Source organism: Noviherbaspirillum sp. (assembly GCF_035944575.1).
Lineage (GTDB): Bacteria > Pseudomonadota > Gammaproteobacteria > Burkholderiales > Burkholderiaceae_D > Noviherbaspirillum.
In genome coordinates, this window is record NZ_DASZBA010000175.1 from 1 (window position 1) to 18,628 (window position 18,628).

Below are 18,628 nucleotides of genomic sequence, written 5' to 3' on the forward strand. Positions count from 1 at the left end.
ACCTGATCATCGGCTTTGTTAAGTCGATGCATCCAGAAAATTTACGAACGAAGTGCCTGCCGTGCCGATTCCTCGATCAGGTCGCGCAGGCATTTCGGGCATAAGCACTTGCCTTCAACTTCGTTGTACGCGTCGCGCGGCAATGGCGGCAAGCCCGTGCACCAACATGCGGCATCTCCGTCGGGCGTATCCGTCATGCCGCAGGTGAAGGTGGCGTCGCAGCGCGTGCAAATGCTCATTTTTTCTCGCTGTCGCTATCGGCGGCTTCGGGAATGGTCAACTGCCGCATCGCGGTACGGATCAGCTTCATCTGGTTGGCGAAATTGGTGCAGGCGCTGCATACTCCAAGGTGTATGTGAACGCGTGCACGCTCCGTCCACGTAAGAGGGCGATCCAGCCCTTCCGACGTCAATCGGTGTACTTCCCTGCAGGTCGGTTTGAGTCCCATGTCGCCGCTTTCCTCATGCCGCTTTGATTATGCCGGTGTATTGCCGAACCATTTCAACTCCAGGCATTCTCTCAACTGCACCCGTGCCCGATACAGCATCACCCATGCGTTAGACGTTGAAATCGCCAATTCCTTACAGATTTCTTCGGTATCAAGTTCGAGCCACTCGCGCATCATGAAGATGCGCGCATTCTTGGCCGGCAATCTTTCCAGGCAGATCTCGAGCACACGGAAAAAGTCCTTCTGTTCGAGCGTCGCATCCGGATCGCCCCATTGCCGCGGTGTATCGACGGTATGGCCATCCGGCTTGAACAGGGCGTCGATCACTTCCGCATCCGTTCGCTCGGCCTCGTCCCCGATTTGCACCTCGCGATTCGACGAGCGCAGCACATCGATGATCTTGTGCTTGAGAATGCCGGTGAGGTAGGTTCGAAGCGTCGACTGACCGGCAAAGCGCTCGGGTTTCTCAAGCACCGCAATCAGGGTGTCCTGCACCGCATCCTCTGCCAGGGCGTGATTGCGAAGCTGAAGGAAGGCGAAGCGAAGAAGGGCGGGGCGCAGGCTTTCGAGTTCGACGTGCAGGGTAGCGGTATTTGTCATTTGGGCAAAGGTTATTCGATCGCCATGTGAAACACAATATGCGAAAACCCCGCCGCTTTCGCTGTAAAATCGCGCTGATCTATTTTCAGGACCTGCCATGACCGACTCGCACGACTCCAACGCCGATCTCTCAGGCGTTTCCCCGCAAATCAAGGCGGAAATACTCGCGGAAGCACTGCCTTACATTCGTAAATTCCATGGCAAAACCATTGTCGTCAAATACGGCGGCAATGCGATGACGGAAGAGCGTCTCAAGCATGGCTTTGCCCGCGATGTCATCTTGCTAAAACTCGTCGGCATGAACCCGGTCGTCGTCCACGGCGGCGGCCCCCAGATCGACAATGCGTTGAAAAAGATCGGCAAGCAGGGCACGTTCGTGCAGGGCATGCGCATCACCGATGAAGAGACGATGGAAGTGGTCGAGTGGGTGCTTGGCGGCGAAGTGCAGCAGGACATCGTCATGCTGATCAATCACTACGGCGGCCAGGCGGTGGGTCTCACCGGCAAGGACGGCGGCCTGATCCGTGCCCGCAAGATGGCGATGCCGGACAGGGAAAATCCGGGGCAGTTCATCGACATCGGCTTCGTGGGTGAGATCGACGCCATCAATCCGGCCGTGGTGAAGGCACTGCAGGACGATGCCTTCATCCCGATCATTTCGCCCATCGGTTTCGGTGACGACGGTCAGGCGTACAACATCAATGCCGACCTCGTGGCCGGCAAGATTGCCGAGATCCTGAAGGCCGAGAAGCTCATCATGATGACGAACATCCCGGGCGTGATGGACAAGCAGGGGAATCTGCTCACCGACCTGTCGGCGCGCGAGATCGACGAGATGTTCGCGGACGGCACGATTTCGGGTGGCATGCTGCCGAAGATTTCATCGGCATTGGATGCTGCGAAGTCGGGGGTGAATACGGTTCACATCATTGATGGACGGATCGAGCATTCGCTGCTGCTGGAGGTGCTGACGGAGCAGGCGTTTGGGACGATGATCCGGTCGCATTGATTGCCCGCATCGTATTATTTGACGATCGAACGGCGTATTTCAAATGGCAAGCAGGTCCGCGCAGACTGCGCCATCATCACCCGGCTTCCATCACATTCGGTCAGACGCGCCGGGCAGTGTCAAGCGAACCTCCCTTACTGCCCTTTTTGACATGTTCCGCTCACTTTTCGCGGCTGCGTTTTGTATTGAACGCAGCCCACTACGGTAGTGATCGGCGCACGGCGAGTCGTGCTGGCAAATGATCAAAATGTGTCGCTCGAAACCGTCTTGGCCCTTCCCGGGGATTCCAGGGTAAAAAATTGAAAAGGCATATCGAATTTAATCCGCTACGTCCTATCTTGCAACCGTTCGTCCGCCTGCTGCGTTCCGCAATCGGCATCGGCGTCATGGAGCTGCGATTCAATGCAATGCAGGAGCAACTTTCGCGGGTCGAGGCACTCCTGCATGAAATGGCATCCCAGAACAAAACCGAGCTCATGGAAGCGGGGTGCCTTCAACCACATCGCCCGCCGTCCTACGTGACTTTCACTCTCCCAAAGGGACGTGCTTACGAACTTGGCATCCCGTCGGACAAGGAGGATGCCTACCTTCAGGCTGTTACCGCTGGCCGGCTATTCGTATCACGAACTACTGTCGTTTCTGGCGGATCACGGATACGCCATCTATCGCTTTCACAAAAACCAACTGTGCCCCTGCACAAATGACGTTATCCAGGAGATTGTGTACGCAGACTACCTGGCTACCATCAAGTCGCCCGACGAAATCCAGCAAAGATCAGCTTGGAGTATCGCGACTATGACCGATCAGGAACTCATCGACAGCATTGTCGAGCAGGATCATCACAAGGAAGTCCAGAAGGCGTATGAATTGGCGAACAAGCAGCGTTTGCCGGCGTTCGCTCTCGACGATGCAAGAATTCCAGCATTGCTTGATAAATGGAATCCGCTTATGACGAAACCTTGCTTCTTCGCCCTGCAGGCCGGATCCACGCCACAGAGTGTGTAACATTGTGCGAGCTTACTCGCCCGATGTGTCTGAATGTTTTTCCGCTGAAGCGAAATAAGAAGAATTTATGGGTTTAGGATGTGCGCAACCCGCACATCTTCCGCGGTCCGGTCAGCCTGCCATCCGCCGAATGTTTTGAGCGTGCGTATCTCGTTCATGGTTTTCCGCGTGTTGCATTCAGTGCCGCATCTTCTCCGCACTACCTCTGCATCAGCCTGACCGGACCTGCTTTTAATACACCTTCTCCACCCGATACCCTCTCTTGCGTAGCAACGCCGGCAACCCCTTCTCTCCGAGCAGATGCAGCATGCCCACCGCGATAAAAACCGTCTCGCCGCTTTTCAAATAACCTTCGATCCTGCCCGCCATCCCCGCATTGCGCCGGTTCAGCACACGTCCTGCAGAAATGCCGATGACACCGGCTTTTCTTTTGCCCCTTCGAGCATGACCGCGTTGAGCTTGCCGGAGTCGGCGTTGGCCCAGGCATTGGCTATCGCATGGGCCTGTTCGATGCCCTCGCCGGTTTCGATGCTGTCCAGAGTTTCAAGCAGGTAGGTTTCCTGATCCGACATGCGCATCTCGCCGAATAGCGAAAGCTGGTATGCGGCCGATTCAAGTTCTAGTACGGCTTTGGTTGGGCCGGCCAGCGTGAGCAGATGCAGGTCGACGCCCTGGCTGAGGTGGAGCCCGTACCGTTCGATGTCGACGCTAGTCAGCAGGTTGGCGATCATCCAGGGCTTCATTCGGGCGATGCTGTCGAAGCGGATGCCGAATAAGTCGGTTGCTTTTTTCAGCCGGAGGAGGGTGTCAACGGATACGTGGCGGTCGATCGTTGTACCGTCTCGATACATTCCAACTCTGTCGAGCGCAGCTGCGAACCGGTCCTGCTTGCGCAGGTCGATCTCAACGATTAACTTGCTTGACGCTGCCAGTGCCTGTGTTACTTCGGCGTTGAGCGGGAAGTAGCCAGGCTTACCGGCGTGGATCGTGCCGAAAAGGTAGGCAGTTCCTTTCTGGTGCCGTATCCGGTACAGTGCGCCGCGCTGCGGACGCTTTTCCGCCGACGGTATCGCAGCCGGTTCGATAGCTGCGGCCGTGTCCGCACGTGCGGGGAAGAAGAAAAACGCCGACAATACGGCAAAGACAAAATGACGCCTGATATCCATACACTCTCCTGACGCCGCGACTCTATCAGATGCCCCATCCCGTTTGGTTGTTCGACCTCGACAACACCCTGCACAACGCATCGCATGCGATTTTCCCCGCCATCAATACGAACATGAATGCCTATATGGCGCGCGTGCTCGGCAAGGAGGGCGTGGATGCCGATCCGGACGTGGTGAACGCCGCGCGGCTCGCCTACTGGAAGCGCTACGGCGCGACGCTGCTCGGCATGATCAAGCATCACCAGGTGCGGGCCGAGGACTTCCTGCGCGAGGCGCATACGTTCGAGGAGCTGACGGCGATGATCCGCGCCGAGCGCGGACTGGCGCGCTTGCTGAAGCGGCTGCCGGGCCGGAAGATCCTTCTGACGAACGCGCCCCGTGGTTATTCTCGCGAGGTGGTGCGTCATCTCGGCCTGCACCGGCATTTCGCGGGACATATCGCGATCGAATCGATGCGGGTGCACCGGCAACTGCGGCCGAAGCCGTCGCGGCTGCTGTTGCATAAACTACTCGCCCGGGAAGGTGTCGCGGCACACAATTGCATCCTCGTCGAAGACACCCTCGACAACCTGAAAGCCGCGAAAACCCTGGGCATGCGCACCGCTTGGATTACCCAGTACCTGGCGAGCAAGCCGAATCTGCAACAGCGCGCCGACAATTTGCCGTCGCCAAAATTCACAAAGCGCCCCGTTTATGTTGATGTCAAAGTAAAATCCGTACGGAAACTTCCGGCGAATCTGCATCGATTGCGCTGACAAACATTCGTTGCGACTAGAGTGAATCGATCATGGCAAGCACAAAACCGGGCGAACGCAAACTTCAGATACTCCAGACCCTCGCCGCCATGCTCGAACAACCGAAAGGCGAGCGCATCACCACGGCCGCACTGGCCGGCAAGCTCGATGTATCCGAAGCAGCCCTGTACCGGCATTTCGCCAGCAAGGCGCAGATGTTCGAAGGCCTGATCGAATTCATCGAATCGACGGTGTTCGGTCTCATCAACCAGATCACCGAACAGCAGGAGAACGGCTTGGCGCAGGTGCAGGCGATCACCGGCATGCTGCTCAACTTCGCCGAGCGCAATCCCGGCATGACACGGGTGATGATCGGCGATGCATTGGTCAACGAAGACGAGCGGTTGCAGGTGCGGATGAACCAGTTCATCGAGCGGGTGGAGCTGGCGATCCGCCAGTCCCTGCGCCTGGCGGCCACGCAGGGAAATGCCAGCGAAGCCGAAGCGACGGTACGCGCGAACATGATCGCCAGCCTCGTCGTGGGCCGCTGGCACCGCTTTGCCAAAAGCGGGTTCAAGCACTCCCCCACCGAGAACGCGCAGGCGCAGATCGTATTGCTGCTATCCTGACCGGCGCTGCGCAAGCGGACGAACATCGGTACACTCGCTGCCGGTGCGCCGGTTGTGCGGCGCGTTTTTGCATTCTTCCCGCGTATCCATGAATTCCACCAAGACCTTTCCGACATTTGCTTTTTTCGCGCTGCTGCTCGGCGGCGTGGCCATCGGTTTCGCCGGCATTTTCATGCGCCTGTCGGACGTCAGCCCGGTTGCATCCGCTTTCTGGCGCATGGCGCTGGCTGCCCCCTTCCTGTGGGCATGGGCGTTCGCGGTGAGCAAGCAGGATGGCGAGGCGGACAAGCGAACCGATTTCACGCTGGCACTGGCGCTGGCCGGCGTCTACTTCGCGGCCGACATGGGACTGTGGCACCTGTCGCTGCATTACACGACGGTATCGAACGCCACGCTGCTGTCGAACTTCGCACCGATCTTCATCGCGCTGTGGATGTGGCTCGCGCATAAGGTGAAGTTCGCCCGCATCTTCATCGTCGGCATGGTGATCGCGCTGGTGGGTGCGGTGATGCTGGTCGGGCCCAATGCGGCGGGCGAAGGTGGCGATGGTACGAGCAAGCTGCTCGGTGATGGCCTCGGCCTGGCGAGCGCGGTGTTCTACGCCGCCTACCAACTCATGATCAAGGATGCGCGTGGCCAGTATTCCACCGCACGGCTGATGGCGTGGAGCACGACCATCACCGGCCTCGCGCTGCTGCCGTTCGCATTGCTGTCTCCGGGCGCGTTTTGGCCGGCGAACGCGGCGGCATGGCTGCCCTTGCTGGCACTGGCGTTCGTTGCCCAGATCGGCGGCCAGACGGTAATCGCGTATGCATTCGCGCACCTGCCGGCATCGCTGTCTTCGGTCAGTCTGCTGATTCAGCCGCTGACGGCGACCATCGCCGCGTGGATCATTTTTCAGGAAGCGATCGGACCCATGCAGATGGCCGGCGGCGCATTGCTGCTGTGGGGCATCTACCTGTCCAAGCGCGGCAGCTGACCGGACCGGGATACATCGACAGTGCAGCAAACGACGATGAGCATGCATGCCACCGACTGCTTTGCCCTGCTGGACGACAGCAGCGCCACCAATACCCAGCCGCGCTCCCGCCTGTACACCGGTTATGCCGGCACCTTGTCCTGTCCACATCCCGACCAGCTTCCGGCGTTGTGGGATGGCTTGCAGAAGGCGCTGAACGAAGGCAGGCACGCCGTCGGACTGTTCAGTTACGAACTGGGCGCGGCGATGCACAGCATTGCGCCGCATGCCGATGCGGCTTGTTCGCGCATCGTGCTGTTCGACCGCTGCCAGCATCTATCGGCCGCCGATGCGGAGTCCGCGCTCGCCGAACGGGCGCGGCGTGCCGCATCTCCCTTTGCCGGCATCCTGAACATACGGCCAAATGTCAGCCAGGCGGAATTCACCGCCGCCATCGATCGCATCCGGGCCTACATCGAGGCCGGCGATACCTACCAGGTGAACTACACCTACCGGCTGAATTTCCAAAGTCATGGCGATCCGGTCGTGCTTTACCGCCGCCTGCGCGAGCGTCAGCCGGTACCGTACGGAGCCCTGATCGTGTTGCCGGACGGCGGCGCGGTATTGTCGCTGTCTCCCGAACTCTTCCTGAGGCATGGCAGCGGCGAACTCACGGCGCGCCCGATGAAGGGGACGGCGGCAGCGACTGGTAATCCGGATGAAGATGCCGCTCGCGCCGCCGCTTTGGCGGCGGACCCGAAGAACCGCGCGGAAAACCTGATGATCGTCGATCTGCTGCGCAACGACCTCGGACGCATTGCCGCCCCCGGTTCCGTCAAGGTGCCGGATCTGTTTTCCACTCATCGCTACAGCGGCGTCCTGCAAATGACGTCCACCGTGCGCGCGAGGCTGCGTGATGACACCGTGCTTGCGGATGTGTTTGCCGCCGTCTATCCCTGCGGATCGATCACCGGTGCGCCGAAGCGCCGGACGATGCAGATCATCGGCGAGCTGGAACGCGCGCCGCGAGGCTATTACACCGGCGCGATCGGCTGGTTCGATGCGCCGCCGCCGGGCCGTGCCGTCGGCGATTTCTGCCTGTCCGTCCCCATCCGCACATTGGTGCTGCAACCGGAGGGCGCCGATGGATTGCGCTCGGGCGAGATGGGCGTGGGCGCGGGCATCGTGCACGATAGCGTGGCCGCCGACGAGTATGCGGAGTGCGCGCTGAAGGCGGCATTCCTGGCGGGCCTGTCGCAGGAATTCGCGCTATTCGAAACCATGCATGCGACCCGGGAGGCTGGCTGCCGCCATCTCGAACGGCATCTCCGGCGTCTGGCGGCATCGGCATCGCATTTCAATATTCCGTTCGATCGGGCGGCTGTGCATTCGGAATTGGAGAAAGCTTGTGGTGCATTGCCCGACGGGCCGCATCGCCTGCGGTTGGCAATCGGACGGGACGGCGGCATCGCCATACAGACAGCGCCACTGTCCCCTCTCGAAGCACCGGTAAAAGTACTGCTGGCGCGTGAGCCGACCATGTCCGCCGATCCGTGGCTGCGTCACAAGACGACGCTGCGTGAGCGCTATGACGCCGGATGGCGCGCGGCAGAATCCGTCGGTGCTTTCGACACGCTGTTCTGCAATGAGCACGGCGAACTTACCGAAGGCGGGCGCAGCAATCTGTTCATCAGGCGTCGCGGCAGGTGGATTACGCCGCCGCTATCCGCCGGCGTGCTGCCCGGCGTCATGCGGTCGGTACTCCTTGACGATCCGAGGTGGGATGCCCGGGAAGGCCGGCTGACGCTTGACGATCTGCGCGGCGCCGAGGAGGTCGTGGTGTGCAATGCGCTGCGCGGGGCTTTGCCTGCCGTCATCGACTGGAATCAGGCGGCCACCTTCGGCGCGGCGGCCGGCTGAAATACCACCAGCCAGGTCGCCAGTACCACCAGTGCGCAGCCGATCAGCGTATTCAGGTTCACCGCTTCGCCGAGGAATACCGCGCCCCAAATCAGCGCGAATAGCGGGATCAGAAAAGTGACCGTCAAGGCCTTGGTCGGTCCGAGATCGGCAATCAACCGGAAGTAAATGAAATACGCCACGGCGCTGCACAGCAACGCCAATACGAGCGCGATCACGATCACCAGCGGCGTCACTTCGCCGCGAACCGGTGACAACGGCAGGAAGGGCAGCAGCACCAGCGCCGCGCCGAGCTGGGAGCCGGTCGCCATCTGCGGTGGCGCGATGCCGGCGGACGCTTTCTTCGAGTACGCACCGGCAATGCCGTAGCACAGCGCCGCAATGACGCAGGCACCGGCGGCAACCAGTACCTGCGGCGAAAATTGCGCGGGACCCAGTCGTACCAGGAAGGCCACGCCGGCAATCCCGATCAACAGGCCGGCGATCTTGCGCGCAGTGAGCGTTTCGCCCAGCACCGCCGCACCGACCAGCGCGCCCCACAAAGGACTGGTGGCGTTCAGGATGGCCGAGTAACCGGCGGGCAGGGTTAATGCTGCGTAGGAGAACAGGGCGAAGGGCAGGGCGGAATTGAGGGTACCGAGAATCAGGTATTGCCGCCAGCTAGTGCCGAAGTGCATCGACTTCCCGCGGGCGAGAATGAACAGCAGCATTGCCGCACCGGCGACCGCAACCCGCACCTCCGCCGTCCAGAGCGGACCGAGGGCGGGCGCGACAATGCGCATGAAAAGAAACGACGCGCCCCAGATGGCGGCCAGCAGGATCAATCGGAACAGGTCGGCGCTACGCATGGCAAGCTCTCGCAGTCGGATGAGATTCGAGAATAATGGCGGTGCGCCGCGCTGGCTGGCCGGAATCGGACATGACAGTTTTTCATGTCTGCTGCAATGGTTTCTGCCGCGTCGCCAGCGCCGCACCGATCAGCAGCGCGATCGCGGAAAACACCAGGCCGCGCTGCAGTCCCCCGGCGCCGTCGGAAATCCAGCCGACGATGGTCGGACCGACGATCTGTCCGGCGGCGAAGACGATGGTGAACATGCTGATGCCGGACGACCACGCCGGCGCCGGAAGATTGTGGCGCACGAGCGCGGTGGTGGATGCGACGACGGACAAAAATACCGCGCCGAACAGGATGCCGGATGCGAACACCGCGACGATAGCCGAAGTCAGCACCGGCAGCAGCGTCGCGACGGCGAGCAGGCCGTTCAGTATCGACATCGCCTGTCCGCCCTTGAAGCGGTCCAGCATGCCGGCCCAGATACGCGACGACGCCACCACGGCCACGCCCAGCGCCGCATAGAACAGCGATAGCTGCGCCCCTTGCATGCCTTGCTCCTTCAGCAGCGCGATCACGAAGGTCATGTAGCCGATATAGCCGACGCCGAACATGAAATAGCCGCCGAGGCTCCAGCCGAACGACAGCAGGCTTACCGGACGCTGGCCGGTCGCCGGCGCAGCGGCGCCGTCGATGCTGGCAGCGGGCAGGGCCATCGCCAGGGTCGCCAGAAAACACATCATCCCCAGAACGATCCACGCCCATTGCCAGCCATGGGGCATGTTTTGCGCATCCGCGCCGGCCAGTGCTGCCGGTACGAGCAACGCCGATAACACGATGCCGAAGCCGGTGCCGCCGTAGTACAAACCGATCAGGAATCCGGTATGCCGTGGATGCAGCGCGCCAAGGCGGGCTGCAAGCAGGCCGCCGGCGATGAAAATGAAGGCGCTGGCAGCGCCGGCCAGCACGCGCTGCGCGAGAAGCATCTCCGCGCTGATGACGAAGCCCGACAGCAGCATGAACAAGCCGGTGCACACCGACCCGCCGATCAACGCCGCCTGCGCGCCGAAGCGCCGCATGAATGCCGGCGTGACCATCGCACCGATCAGGTAGCCGAGTGCGTTTGCCGTATTCATCGCGCCGGCCAGCAGGTAGGACCAGTCGAGATCGGTCCGCATCGGCGGCAGCAGGAGCGCATACGAAAAGCGCGACATGCCGAGCGACACCGCCGCTGCCAGCGACAGGGCGAAAGCGGTAAGGAAAGGTCGCTGTTGCGCGAGGGAGCGGTCGGTCGATGCTTGTTCGGCCATGGTCTGCTCAGGCCTCGGCGGTGACGGGATCTTTGGCGCGCGGCGGTGATGCCGACAGGACCAGGCCCATCGCCGCCAGCACGACCGCGCCGCCGATGAAGGTCGGCAATCCGATCGGTTCCTGCAGGAAGATGAAGCCCCATAACATGCTGAACAGGGGGATCAGGAAGGACACCGTCATCGCCCGGGTAGGGCCCACCTTCACGATCAGTGGGATGAATAGCGCCTGCGCCAGGCCGGACGACAGCAATGACAGGCCGGCGATGCAGGCCAGCGCGGTCAGCGACGGGAGAGCGATGGGCAATGCGAGCGGCAGCGTCGGCGCCATCATGAGCCCGCCCATCACCAGCGAACCGGTCGCCATGGCAATCGGATGAATGCCGCCCGGATGGCCGGTCTTTTTCACGATGATGCTCGATAGCGCATAGCAGGCGGCGGCAACCAGGCACGCGGCGATCGCCGTTAGGGTCGACCGGTTCAGGTCCAGCGCGCCCGCGCCGACCAGGATGGCGACGCCGGTGATGCCGAGCGCCAGTCCAACGAGCTTGCGCGCGGTCAGCCGTTCGCTCAGCCAGATTGCGGAAAACAATGCGCCGAACAGGGGCGCGGTGGAATTCAGTACCGCCGAATGCGCGGCAGGCAGATGCTGGGCGGCAAAGGCGAAGCAGGAAAACGGCAGCACGCCGGCGAAGATGCCGACGACGGCGAACGGCCGCCAGTTGCGCCGCCAATCCATGTTCACGCCTGCCAACAGTGCATAGACCATCAATGCCAGCCCGGCCACGCCGATGCGCAGGATAGCTGTCAGCAACGGCCCGAGTTCCGGTACCGCCACGCGAAGGAAAATGAAAGAACCGCCCCAGATCGCAGAAAGAAAAATAAGCTTGGCGAGGTCGGGTAGGGACATGAAGAGGGAAGTGACCGGCTATTAACGAACAGGCGTTCGATTGTAACGTGCATGCGTTAAGACTGCTAAACCTTGCCATGCATGACGCGGCAATCCATGTTGCAATGCCCCGACGTGGTTCCCCGGGTACGTTTGATGGCAAGCAAGCGTGATGGCGATTGACGCGAAGACGCTTGATTCAAACCAAGGAAGAATTGTCAGGAAGGCAAATAATCATGGGCAGGGAGAAAACCATGAATAACCTTAGTTGGAAACGCCTGACGAACTTGACTGCATGCTTCGCCTGCGCCGCCATGCTGGCAGGCTGCGATGCCGTGCAGCATCGCGGTGCCTCTTCCAGTACCGCTCCCGGTAGCGACCTTGCCGCGCAGGGGGAAGCGGCGATCGACGTGTCAGGCATGGGGCTGTCGGAAGCCCGGCTCAACGATGTGGAGATACGGCATTTTGCCGCCTATCGCAGCTATGTTGCCGTCGCCGATACTTCTGCCATTGCAGACGACCCGCGCAGCAACGCCGATGCCATCCAGCGGATATCTGAAGAATTGACAAGCGGCAGCTCTGCCTCTCTCGCCTGCGTCACTCGTGGCGGCATGTGAAGAAATCAGAACCTAATCATGAGTCCGGCCACCGCACACCGGGCAGCCGGGACTGCGTCCAACCTTGATGCTCGTCCATTCCATGTTCCGCGCATCCAGCAATAGCAGGCGGCCCGCCAGCGATTCGCCGATCCCGGCCACCAGCTTCAGGGCCTCCGCCGCCTGCATGGTGCCGATGATGCCAACCAGCGGCGCGAACACGCCCATCGTCGAACACAGCACTTCCTCGAACTGCTGGTCCGGCGGAAACAGGCAGGCATAGCAGGGTGCGTCGTTACGCCGCGCATCGAATACCGACACCTGGCCGTCGAAACGGATCGCGGCCCCCGACACCAGCGGCACGCGATTGGCGACGCAGGCGCGATTGATCGCATGCCGGGTGGCGAAGTTGTCGCTGCAATCGAGCACCACGCTCGCCTGTCCCACCAACTCATCCAGCCGCGTTCCTTCTAGCCGCTCGGTCAGGGCGGTGACCTGCACCTCTGGGTTGATCTGTGCCAGGGTTTGCTTCCCGGATTCCGCCTTGGCATGGCCGACCCGGTCGGTGGTATGGAGAATCTGCCGCTGCAGGTTCGTCAGGTCGACGGTGTCGTTATCGACGAGCGTCAACCTGCCGATGCCTGCCGACGCCAAATAATAGGCTGCCGGTGAGCCAAGGCCGCCGGCGCCGATGACCAGTGCATGCGCCGCCAGCAGCTTTTCCTGGCCCTCGATGCCGATTTCATCGAGAAGGATGTGGCGGGAATAGCGAAGAAGCTGGTGGTCGTTCATGGCGGGATCGGGAGTGTCGGTAGCAGGATCGTAATGGAAAACACGGCTCGAAGTGCAAACCGACGTAGAGCGCCATTTCGAACCGGCAAAGAAAAAGGCCGCATCGCTGCGGCCTTCAATCGGGTCGGATCCTGCTTATTTCTTTTCCGGCGTCTTGTTTTCGTTGATCGTGTTTTCCTTCTTGCTTTCGATCTTCGCGGTCTTCGACAACTGCACCGGCTTGCCCTTGAGATGATTCAGTGCCTGCGCCAGCTGGAAGTCATCCTTGCCGCCGAATTCCAGCGGCGTGCGTTTCTTTTCCAGGGCCGCGGCACGCTGTTCTTCTTCCAGCTGATCCATCTTGCGGGCGACTTCTTCCTTGTCGCGGTCATTCATCAGATGCTTTTGCAGATCCGCTTCGCGCAGGCGCAAGCCGTTCAGGCCGTCGCCGTCGGGATACTCGTCCACCAGCAGGTCGGGCACGATGCCGCGGGCCTGGATAGCCCGGCCGTTCGGCGTGTAATAGCGGGCCGTGGTCAGCTTGACGGCGGTGTCGGCCGACAACTGGCGAATCGTCTGCACCGAGCCCTTGCCGAATGTCTGCGTTCCCATGATGGTGGCGCGCTTATAGTCCTGCAATGCACCCGCCACGATCTCGGACGCCGATGCGGAGCCGGTATTGACCAGCACGACCATCGGCACTTTCTTGATCGCTTCCGGCAGCTTTGCCAGCGGATCGGTCAATGCAGCACGGGACGACGTATAGAACTCGCGACGCGCATAGAAGGTGGCTTTCGAATCCGGCAACTGGCCGTTCGTCGACACGATGGGTACATCCTTCGGCAGGAAAGCCGCCGACACGCCGATCGCACCGGGAAGCACCCCGCCCGGATCGTTGCGCAAGTCGAGCACCAAGCCTTTCAGGTTCGGATCCTGGGCATAAATGGCATTGATCTTCTTCACCATATCGTCCACCGTCGGCTCCTGGAACTGCGCGACGCGCAGCCATGCATAGCCCGGTTCAACGATCTTCGACTTCACGCTCTGCACACGGATTTCCTGGCGCACGATGGTGACGATGATCGGCCGGTCTTCCTCTTTGCGGGCGATGGTAAGGGTAATCTTGGTGTTCGGTTCGCCGCGCATGCGCTTGACCGCTTCATCCAGCGTCAGGCCCTTCACCGGAGTGGAATCGAGGCGGGTGATCAGGTCGCCGGACTTGAGGCCGGCCTTGAAGGCGGGCGAATCCTCGATCGGGGAGATCACCTTGACGTAGCCGTCTTCCATGCCGACTTCGATGCCGAGCCCGACGAATTTGCCTTGCGTGCCTTCACGCAACTCCTTGAATGCTTTTTTATCCAGATAGGCGGAGTGCGGATCGAGCGACGCCACCATGCCGGAAATTGCTTCGGTAAGCAGTTTCTTGTCTTCGACCGACTCCACGTAGTCGGTTTTGATCAGGCCGAATACATCGGCCAATTGTCGCAATTCTTCCAGTGGCAGCGTGGTCGCGCTCTTTTGCGCGCTCGCCTCGAATTGCATGGAGCCGGCGATACCGGCAATGACGCCCAGACCGATCAGACCGAAGTTCTTGATTTTGCTGCTCATGTGTCACCTAATGGTTACCGAGGGCCTTGGCAGGCGCATCATTTCGAGAATGAGGCCGACATCCAGCCCAGAGGGTCAAACGCGCGGCCCTGATGCCGCAATTCAAAGTATAAACCTGATTGTTCATTACCACCGCTGTTGCCGGCGCTGGCAATGACGTCGCCGGTTCTGACAATATCGCCAGCCTGCTTCAGGACGGCCTGATTATTGCCATAAATGCTCAAATACTGGTCTCCGTGGTCAACGATAATCAGGTTTCCAAAACCGCGCAACCATTCCGCGAACACCACTTTCCCTGATGCTATTGCCCTGATTTCCGCACCTTCCGCGGCGCGGATGAACAGGCCTTTCCAGCTGGGGCCATCGCCCCGTTTGCTGCCGTATCGTGCCGCCAGCTCGCCTTTCACCGGCAGTTTCAGCCGTCCGCGCAGACCGGTAAATGTCTGCCCAGCCGGGCCAAGACCAGCGTTTTGGACGCTGGCAACCGGCGCGAGTTCATTCCGGCGCGATATTTCTGATGGAGGCTCGTCATCGTCAATTGCATCAGGATTTGCAGCGCGGTTCTTTGATTTATCTTGAATTCCCGCTGAGGGAGGCGGTTCGGGCCGGCTTTCCCGGGCTTTGGCCTGCGCCTGTTGCTGCTCGCGGCGACGCTGTTCGAGGGTGGCGGCCTCCGACTTGCGTTGTTCTTCGATCAGGTCGGATAGCTTTTTGACCAGGCCCGCCAGCCGTTGCTCGTCGCGCTCCAGGTTGCCGGCCTCCTTGCGCTGCGTGGCCAGCTTGTCCGACAGGCGGGCAAGCAATTCGGCCCGCCTGCCGAGTTCCTTTTCGAGCCTGGCTTTCTGGTCGACCTGTTCAGCGGCGATTTCGTCCAGTTCGTCCCTGGCATTCTGGGCTTCCGCCTTGCCCGCTTCAATTGCGAGAAGGTCTTTGCGCAGCGCAGCGATCAGCCTGGCCTGCGCCTGCGATACATATCCCATGTATTGCAGGTCCCGATTGATCCGGTTCGGGTTGTCGCCGGACAGCAGCAGCTTGATTCGGTCCTCGTTGCCTGCCATGTACTGTTCGCGGAGGAGTTTGGCAAGCTTCGCCTGCTGGGCGGCCGCGGCCTTTTCCAGCCGGTTTTGCTGTTCGGTCAGCCGGGCCAGCCGCGCTTCCGTGCTTTTCTGCTCGATCGCCAGTTCGTGCAGCGCCCGATTGGCTTCCGAGATCGCCTTTTCGGAATGGGCCAGCGCATCGGCGGCATGGCCGCGTGCGGTCTCGGTGCGGCTGATGTCGCGTTTGAGAGCGTTCAGCTTTTCCTGCAGTTCGGCTCGTTCGGCCTCGACCGCCCGCTTGTGCTTGGTACGCTCCGTGATCCGGACGGCTGAGGCTGGCTGTACGGCAATCAGGCAGGCCGCAGCGACTCCGAGCGCGGCAATCCACCTCCACCACCTTCGTCGCTGCGTCCGCGGGCGTGCCGCAGAGAACCCGCTTGCCTCGATCGCTTCGGCCACCCCGGCGTAACCGGAAAACTTCATTCCGGATCGCCTATTTCGCCTTGCCCTGGCTTGCAACCGCGTTCATCGCCGCTTCGATTGCCGACTGGTCACCCAGGTAATAGCTGCGGATCGGTTTCAGGTCGGCATCCAGTTCATAGACGAGAGGCTGGCCGTTCGGGATATTCAGGCCGACGATGTCCTTGTCGCTGATGTTGTCCAGGGACTTGATCAGCGCGCGCAGGCTGTTGCCGTGGGCCGAGATGATGATGCGCTTGCCGGCGCGGATGGCCGGCGCGATGGACTCGTTCCAGACCGGCATCACGCGCGCAACCGTATCCTTCAGGCATTCCGTCAGGGGGATTTCTTCCCTTTTCAGCTTGGCATAGCGCGGGTCATTGTAGGAGGTGCGCGGATCGTTGACGTCCAGCGGCTCCGGCGGCACGTCATAGCTGCGGCGCCAGATCAGTACCTGCTCGTCGCCGTACTTGGCTGCGGTCTCCGCCTTGTTCAGGCCCTGCAGCGAGCCGTAATGCCGCTCGTTCAGGCGCCAGCTGTGCACGACCGGCAGCCACATCAGATCCATTTCGTCGAGCGTCAGCCACAGGGTGCGAATGGCGCGCTTGAGCACCGAGGTGTAGGCAACGTCGAACTCGAAGCCGGCTTCCTTCAGTATCTTGCCGGCCTCGCGGGCTTCCGCCGCGCCTTTTTCGGTCAGGTCGACGTCGACCCAGCCGGTGAACCTGTTGGCAAGATTCCAGGTCGATTCGCCATGACGCATGAATACGATTTTGTACATGATGTTTTGATGAAGAGATAAATGAAGAGATATATGGAGGGAATGGATTGAAACTGCGAATTCAATGATAGGCCGCCTTCTATTTTATAATGTTGGGATTGCTTAAAACCATTAGGGTCCCGTGAAATTCTTAATCGACAATATCTGGCTGATCGCATTGGCGCTGCTGTCCGGCGGCGCATTGGTCTGGCCCAACCTGCAGCGCCGCGGTGAAAAAGTCTCGACATTGCAGGCGACGCAACTGATGAATCAGGGCAAGGCCGTGATCGTCGATGTGCGCGACCCAGCCGGGTTTGCAACCGGCCATGTGCGCGACGCCAAGAACATTCCGCTGAAAGAATTGCCAAACAGAGTGGCGGAGCTCGAAAAATTCAAGTCGAAAACCGTGATCGTGGTCTGCCAGTCCGGCACGCAGTCGGCAAAGGCGACCTCCATTCTGAAGAAGGCGGGTTTCAACGAAGTGGTCAGCCTGACCGGCGGCCTCGCGGCCTGGCAAGCGCAGGGATTGCCGGTCGCAAAGTAATCAAGGAAAGAACATCATGACTGCACGAGTCCTCATGTACAGCACCGGCGTATGTCCTTATTGCGTGATGGCCGAACGGCTGTTGACGTCCAAGGGCGTCGAGAACATCGAAAAGATCCGCGTCGACCTCGAGCCGCAACAGCGGATGGAAATGATGCAGAAGACCGGACGGCGGACCGTGCCCCAGATCTATATCGGCGATACCCATGTCGGCGGCTTCGACGACCTCAGCGCGCTCGACCGGAACGGTCAGCTCGAACCCCTGCTGAAGGGCGCCTGAGCGGCGCCACCAGGTATCCGGCAATCATTTCATTACTATAAACACGTGGACGGCCGCCGCGCCGTCCTTCCCTTTTTCACTCCCAACGAAAGCTCCTCATGGCCGACCAGAACCAGCAACCCGTATTCCAGATCCAGCGCGTCTACCTGAAGGACATGTCGCTCGAGCAACCCAATTCACCGGCAATCTTCCTTGAACAGGAATCCCCGAATATCGAAGTGGCGGTCGATGTCGGTGTCGAGATGCTCGCCGACGCCATCTTCGAATCCACCGTGACCATCACCGTGACCGCAAAGGTCAATGACAAGGTGGCCTTCCTGGTGGAAGGCAAGCAGGCTGGCATTTTCGAAGCCCGCAATATCCCCGACGAGCAACTCGATCCACTGCTCGGCATCGGCTGCCCCAACATCGTTTATCCCTACCTGCGCGCCAATATCGCCGACCTGATCACCCGTGCCGGATTCCCGCCGGTCCACCTCGCGGAAATCAATTTCGAAGTGTTCTACCAGCAGCGCCTGCAGGCTCTGGCGGAACAGCAGCAGCAAGCCGGTTCATCCGGATCCGGCATCCTGATGCCGGACGGCACAACCGCAGGCCGTCAGTAAGGTTGAAGGTGGTTGTGATGTTTCCGGTTCGAATGCTTGCCGCCTGTGCCGTGCTTTTCTGTGCCTCAGGTACAGCACAGGCCCTTGATTTCAAATCCATCGGCGCCAATCCCGCCATCCTGTACGACGCGCCGTCGGAAAAGGGGCGCAAGGTCTTCGTCGCACCGCGCGGCATGCCGGTGGAAGTCGTTCTGACCTATGGCGAGTGGACCAAGGTGCGCGATGCCGCCGGTGACCTGTCCTGGGTGGAAACGAAGTTGTTGACGCCGAAACGGAACGTAGTCGTAACAACCGGCAATGCGAAGGTGAGATCCGCTGCTGAGGAATCATCGGCGCTGGTCTTCACCGCCGACAAGGGTGTCCTGCTGGAAGTTGTCGAAACATCCGCGCCTGGCTGGGTAAGGGTCAGGCATCGCGACGGGTCGGGCGGCTTCGTGCGCGCCGCCGAGGTCTGGGGCGAATAAGCCCGCC

General features: G+C 60.7%; 23 protein-coding genes. 11 read left to right on the forward strand and 12 right to left on the reverse strand.

What is annotated here, in order from left to right; translation table 11 throughout:
* Nucleotides 1–41: 41 nt before the first annotated feature.
* Genes VGU61_RS12700 through VGU61_RS12710 form a run of 3 tightly spaced genes read right to left on the reverse strand, consistent with a single transcriptional unit; the run spans nucleotide 42 to nucleotide 1,048 of the window.
* Nucleotides 42–239: a cysteine-rich CWC family protein gene (locus VGU61_RS12700; protein WP_326859500.1), complete on the reverse strand. Its 198-nt coding sequence runs from the start codon at nucleotides 237–239 to the stop codon at nucleotides 42–44.
* A complete protein-coding gene (locus tag VGU61_RS12705) occupies nucleotides 236–448 on the reverse strand; it encodes a zf-HC2 domain-containing protein (protein WP_326859501.1) in 213 nt (70 codons plus the stop codon). Before VGU61_RS12705 ends, VGU61_RS12700 begins: the two co-directional genes overlap by 4 nt.
* Before the next feature lie 27 nt (nucleotides 449–475).
* On the reverse strand, nucleotides 476–1,048 hold the full coding sequence (locus VGU61_RS12710) for a sigma-70 family RNA polymerase sigma factor (protein WP_326859502.1): 573 nt from the start codon (nucleotides 1,046–1,048) through the stop codon (nucleotides 476–478).
* A 97-nt stretch (nucleotides 1,049–1,145) separates the two neighbouring features.
* Between VGU61_RS12710 and argB the strand changes: the two genes are divergently transcribed.
* Complete coding sequence (gene argB / locus VGU61_RS12715; RefSeq protein WP_326859503.1) at nucleotides 1,146–2,057, forward strand: acetylglutamate kinase; 912 nt, start codon at nucleotides 1,146–1,148, stop codon at nucleotides 2,055–2,057.
* A gap of 579 nt (nucleotides 2,058–2,636) precedes the next feature.
* Nucleotides 2,637–3,062: a hypothetical protein gene (locus tag VGU61_RS12720; RefSeq protein ID WP_326859504.1), complete on the forward strand. Its 426-nt coding sequence runs from the start codon at nucleotides 2,637–2,639 to the stop codon at nucleotides 3,060–3,062.
* Nucleotides 3,063–3,293: 231 nt separating this feature from the next.
* On the opposite strand, the gene VGU61_RS12725 is transcribed toward VGU61_RS12720, so the two are convergent.
* Together VGU61_RS12725 and VGU61_RS12730 are read right to left on the reverse strand one after the other, a co-directional pair.
* Entirely contained in the window at nucleotides 3,294–3,455 is a 162-nt protein-coding gene (locus VGU61_RS12725; protein WP_326859505.1) for a TraB/GumN family protein, read from the reverse strand.
* Nucleotides 3,449–4,228, reverse strand: a complete 780-nt coding sequence (locus tag VGU61_RS12730; protein ID WP_326859506.1) for a TraB/GumN family protein — start codon at nucleotides 4,226–4,228, stop codon at nucleotides 3,449–3,451. The genes VGU61_RS12725 and VGU61_RS12730 overlap by 7 nt, the downstream gene beginning before the upstream one ends.
* A 29-nt stretch (nucleotides 4,229–4,257) precedes the next feature.
* Here VGU61_RS12730 and VGU61_RS12735 point away from each other — a divergent pair, with 29 nt between their 5' ends.
* From VGU61_RS12735 to pabB, 4 genes are all read left to right on the forward strand, one after another.
* Nucleotides 4,258–4,983: a pyrimidine 5'-nucleotidase gene (locus VGU61_RS12735; RefSeq protein ID WP_326859507.1), complete on the forward strand. Its 726-nt coding sequence runs from the start codon at nucleotides 4,258–4,260 to the stop codon at nucleotides 4,981–4,983.
* 32 nt (nucleotides 4,984–5,015) lie between these two features.
* A complete protein-coding gene (gene slmA, locus VGU61_RS12740; RefSeq protein WP_326859508.1) occupies nucleotides 5,016–5,591 on the forward strand; it encodes a nucleoid occlusion factor SlmA in 576 nt (191 codons plus the stop codon).
* A gap of 88 nt (nucleotides 5,592–5,679) precedes the next feature.
* Nucleotides 5,680–6,570 (forward strand): DMT family transporter, encoded by an 891-nt coding sequence (locus tag VGU61_RS12745; RefSeq protein WP_326859509.1) that lies wholly within the window; start codon nucleotides 5,680–5,682, stop codon nucleotides 6,568–6,570.
* 42 nt (nucleotides 6,571–6,612) lie between these two features.
* Nucleotides 6,613–8,469 carry an aminodeoxychorismate synthase component I gene (gene pabB / locus VGU61_RS12750; RefSeq protein WP_326859557.1) on the forward strand — a complete coding sequence of 619 codons (1,857 nt, stop codon included), beginning with the start codon at nucleotides 6,613–6,615 and terminating at the stop codon, nucleotides 8,467–8,469.
* Here pabB and VGU61_RS12755 read toward each other — a convergent pair.
* From VGU61_RS12755 to VGU61_RS12765, 3 genes are all read right to left on the reverse strand, one after another.
* Entirely contained in the window at nucleotides 8,436–9,317 is an 882-nt protein-coding gene (locus VGU61_RS12755; protein ID WP_326859510.1) for a DMT family transporter, read from the reverse strand. The genes pabB and VGU61_RS12755 overlap by 34 nt on opposite strands.
* Nucleotides 9,318–9,399: 82 nt before the next feature.
* Nucleotides 9,400–10,611 (reverse strand): YbfB/YjiJ family MFS transporter, encoded by a 1,212-nt coding sequence (locus VGU61_RS12760; RefSeq protein WP_326859511.1) that lies wholly within the window; start codon nucleotides 10,609–10,611, stop codon nucleotides 9,400–9,402.
* 7 nt (nucleotides 10,612–10,618) lie between these two features.
* Complete coding sequence (locus tag VGU61_RS12765) at nucleotides 10,619–11,518, reverse strand: DMT family transporter (RefSeq protein ID WP_326859512.1); 900 nt, start codon at nucleotides 11,516–11,518, stop codon at nucleotides 10,619–10,621.
* 233 nt (nucleotides 11,519–11,751) lie between these two features.
* Here VGU61_RS12765 and VGU61_RS12770 point away from each other — a divergent pair, with 233 nt between their 5' ends.
* Nucleotides 11,752–12,114 carry a hypothetical protein gene (locus VGU61_RS12770; RefSeq protein ID WP_326859513.1) on the forward strand — a complete coding sequence of 121 codons (363 nt, stop codon included), beginning with the start codon at nucleotides 11,752–11,754 and terminating at the stop codon, nucleotides 12,112–12,114.
* 12 nt (nucleotides 12,115–12,126) lie between these two features.
* Here VGU61_RS12770 and VGU61_RS12775 read toward each other — a convergent pair whose 3' ends face one another.
* From VGU61_RS12775 to gpmA, 4 genes are all read right to left on the reverse strand, one after another.
* Nucleotides 12,127–12,885: a molybdopterin-synthase adenylyltransferase MoeB gene (locus VGU61_RS12775; protein ID WP_326859514.1), complete on the reverse strand. Its 759-nt coding sequence runs from the start codon at nucleotides 12,883–12,885 to the stop codon at nucleotides 12,127–12,129.
* Between the two features lie 135 nt (nucleotides 12,886–13,020).
* Nucleotides 13,021–14,472 carry a S41 family peptidase gene (locus VGU61_RS12780; protein WP_326859515.1) on the reverse strand — a complete coding sequence of 484 codons (1,452 nt, stop codon included), beginning with the start codon at nucleotides 14,470–14,472 and terminating at the stop codon, nucleotides 13,021–13,023.
* Between the two features lie 38 nt (nucleotides 14,473–14,510).
* Complete coding sequence (locus tag VGU61_RS12785; RefSeq protein ID WP_326859516.1) at nucleotides 14,511–15,992, reverse strand: murein hydrolase activator EnvC family protein; 1,482 nt, start codon at nucleotides 15,990–15,992, stop codon at nucleotides 14,511–14,513.
* A 10-nt stretch (nucleotides 15,993–16,002) separates the two neighbouring features.
* Nucleotides 16,003–16,749: a 2,3-diphosphoglycerate-dependent phosphoglycerate mutase gene (gpmA, locus tag VGU61_RS12790; protein ID WP_326859517.1), complete on the reverse strand. Its 747-nt coding sequence runs from the start codon at nucleotides 16,747–16,749 to the stop codon at nucleotides 16,003–16,005.
* A gap of 121 nt (nucleotides 16,750–16,870) precedes the next feature.
* Here gpmA and VGU61_RS12795 point away from each other — a divergent pair, with 121 nt between their 5' ends.
* The 4 genes from VGU61_RS12795 (at nucleotide 16,871) to VGU61_RS12810 (ending at nucleotide 18,621) form a co-directional block, all read left to right on the forward strand.
* Nucleotides 16,871–17,272 carry a rhodanese-like domain-containing protein gene (locus VGU61_RS12795; RefSeq protein ID WP_326859518.1) on the forward strand — a complete coding sequence of 134 codons (402 nt, stop codon included), beginning with the start codon at nucleotides 16,871–16,873 and terminating at the stop codon, nucleotides 17,270–17,272.
* Nucleotides 17,273–17,288: 16 nt separating this feature from the next.
* Complete coding sequence (grxC, locus tag VGU61_RS12800; protein ID WP_326859519.1) at nucleotides 17,289–17,552, forward strand: glutaredoxin 3; 264 nt, start codon at nucleotides 17,289–17,291, stop codon at nucleotides 17,550–17,552.
* A 98-nt stretch (nucleotides 17,553–17,650) separates the two neighbouring features.
* Nucleotides 17,651–18,157 (forward strand): protein-export chaperone SecB, encoded by a 507-nt coding sequence (gene secB, locus VGU61_RS12805; RefSeq protein WP_326859520.1) that lies wholly within the window; start codon nucleotides 17,651–17,653, stop codon nucleotides 18,155–18,157.
* 17 nt (nucleotides 18,158–18,174) lie between these two features.
* Nucleotides 18,175–18,621, forward strand: a complete 447-nt coding sequence (locus VGU61_RS12810) for an SH3 domain-containing protein (protein ID WP_414691632.1) — start codon at nucleotides 18,175–18,177, stop codon at nucleotides 18,619–18,621.
* Nucleotides 18,622–18,628 lie beyond the last annotated feature (7 nt).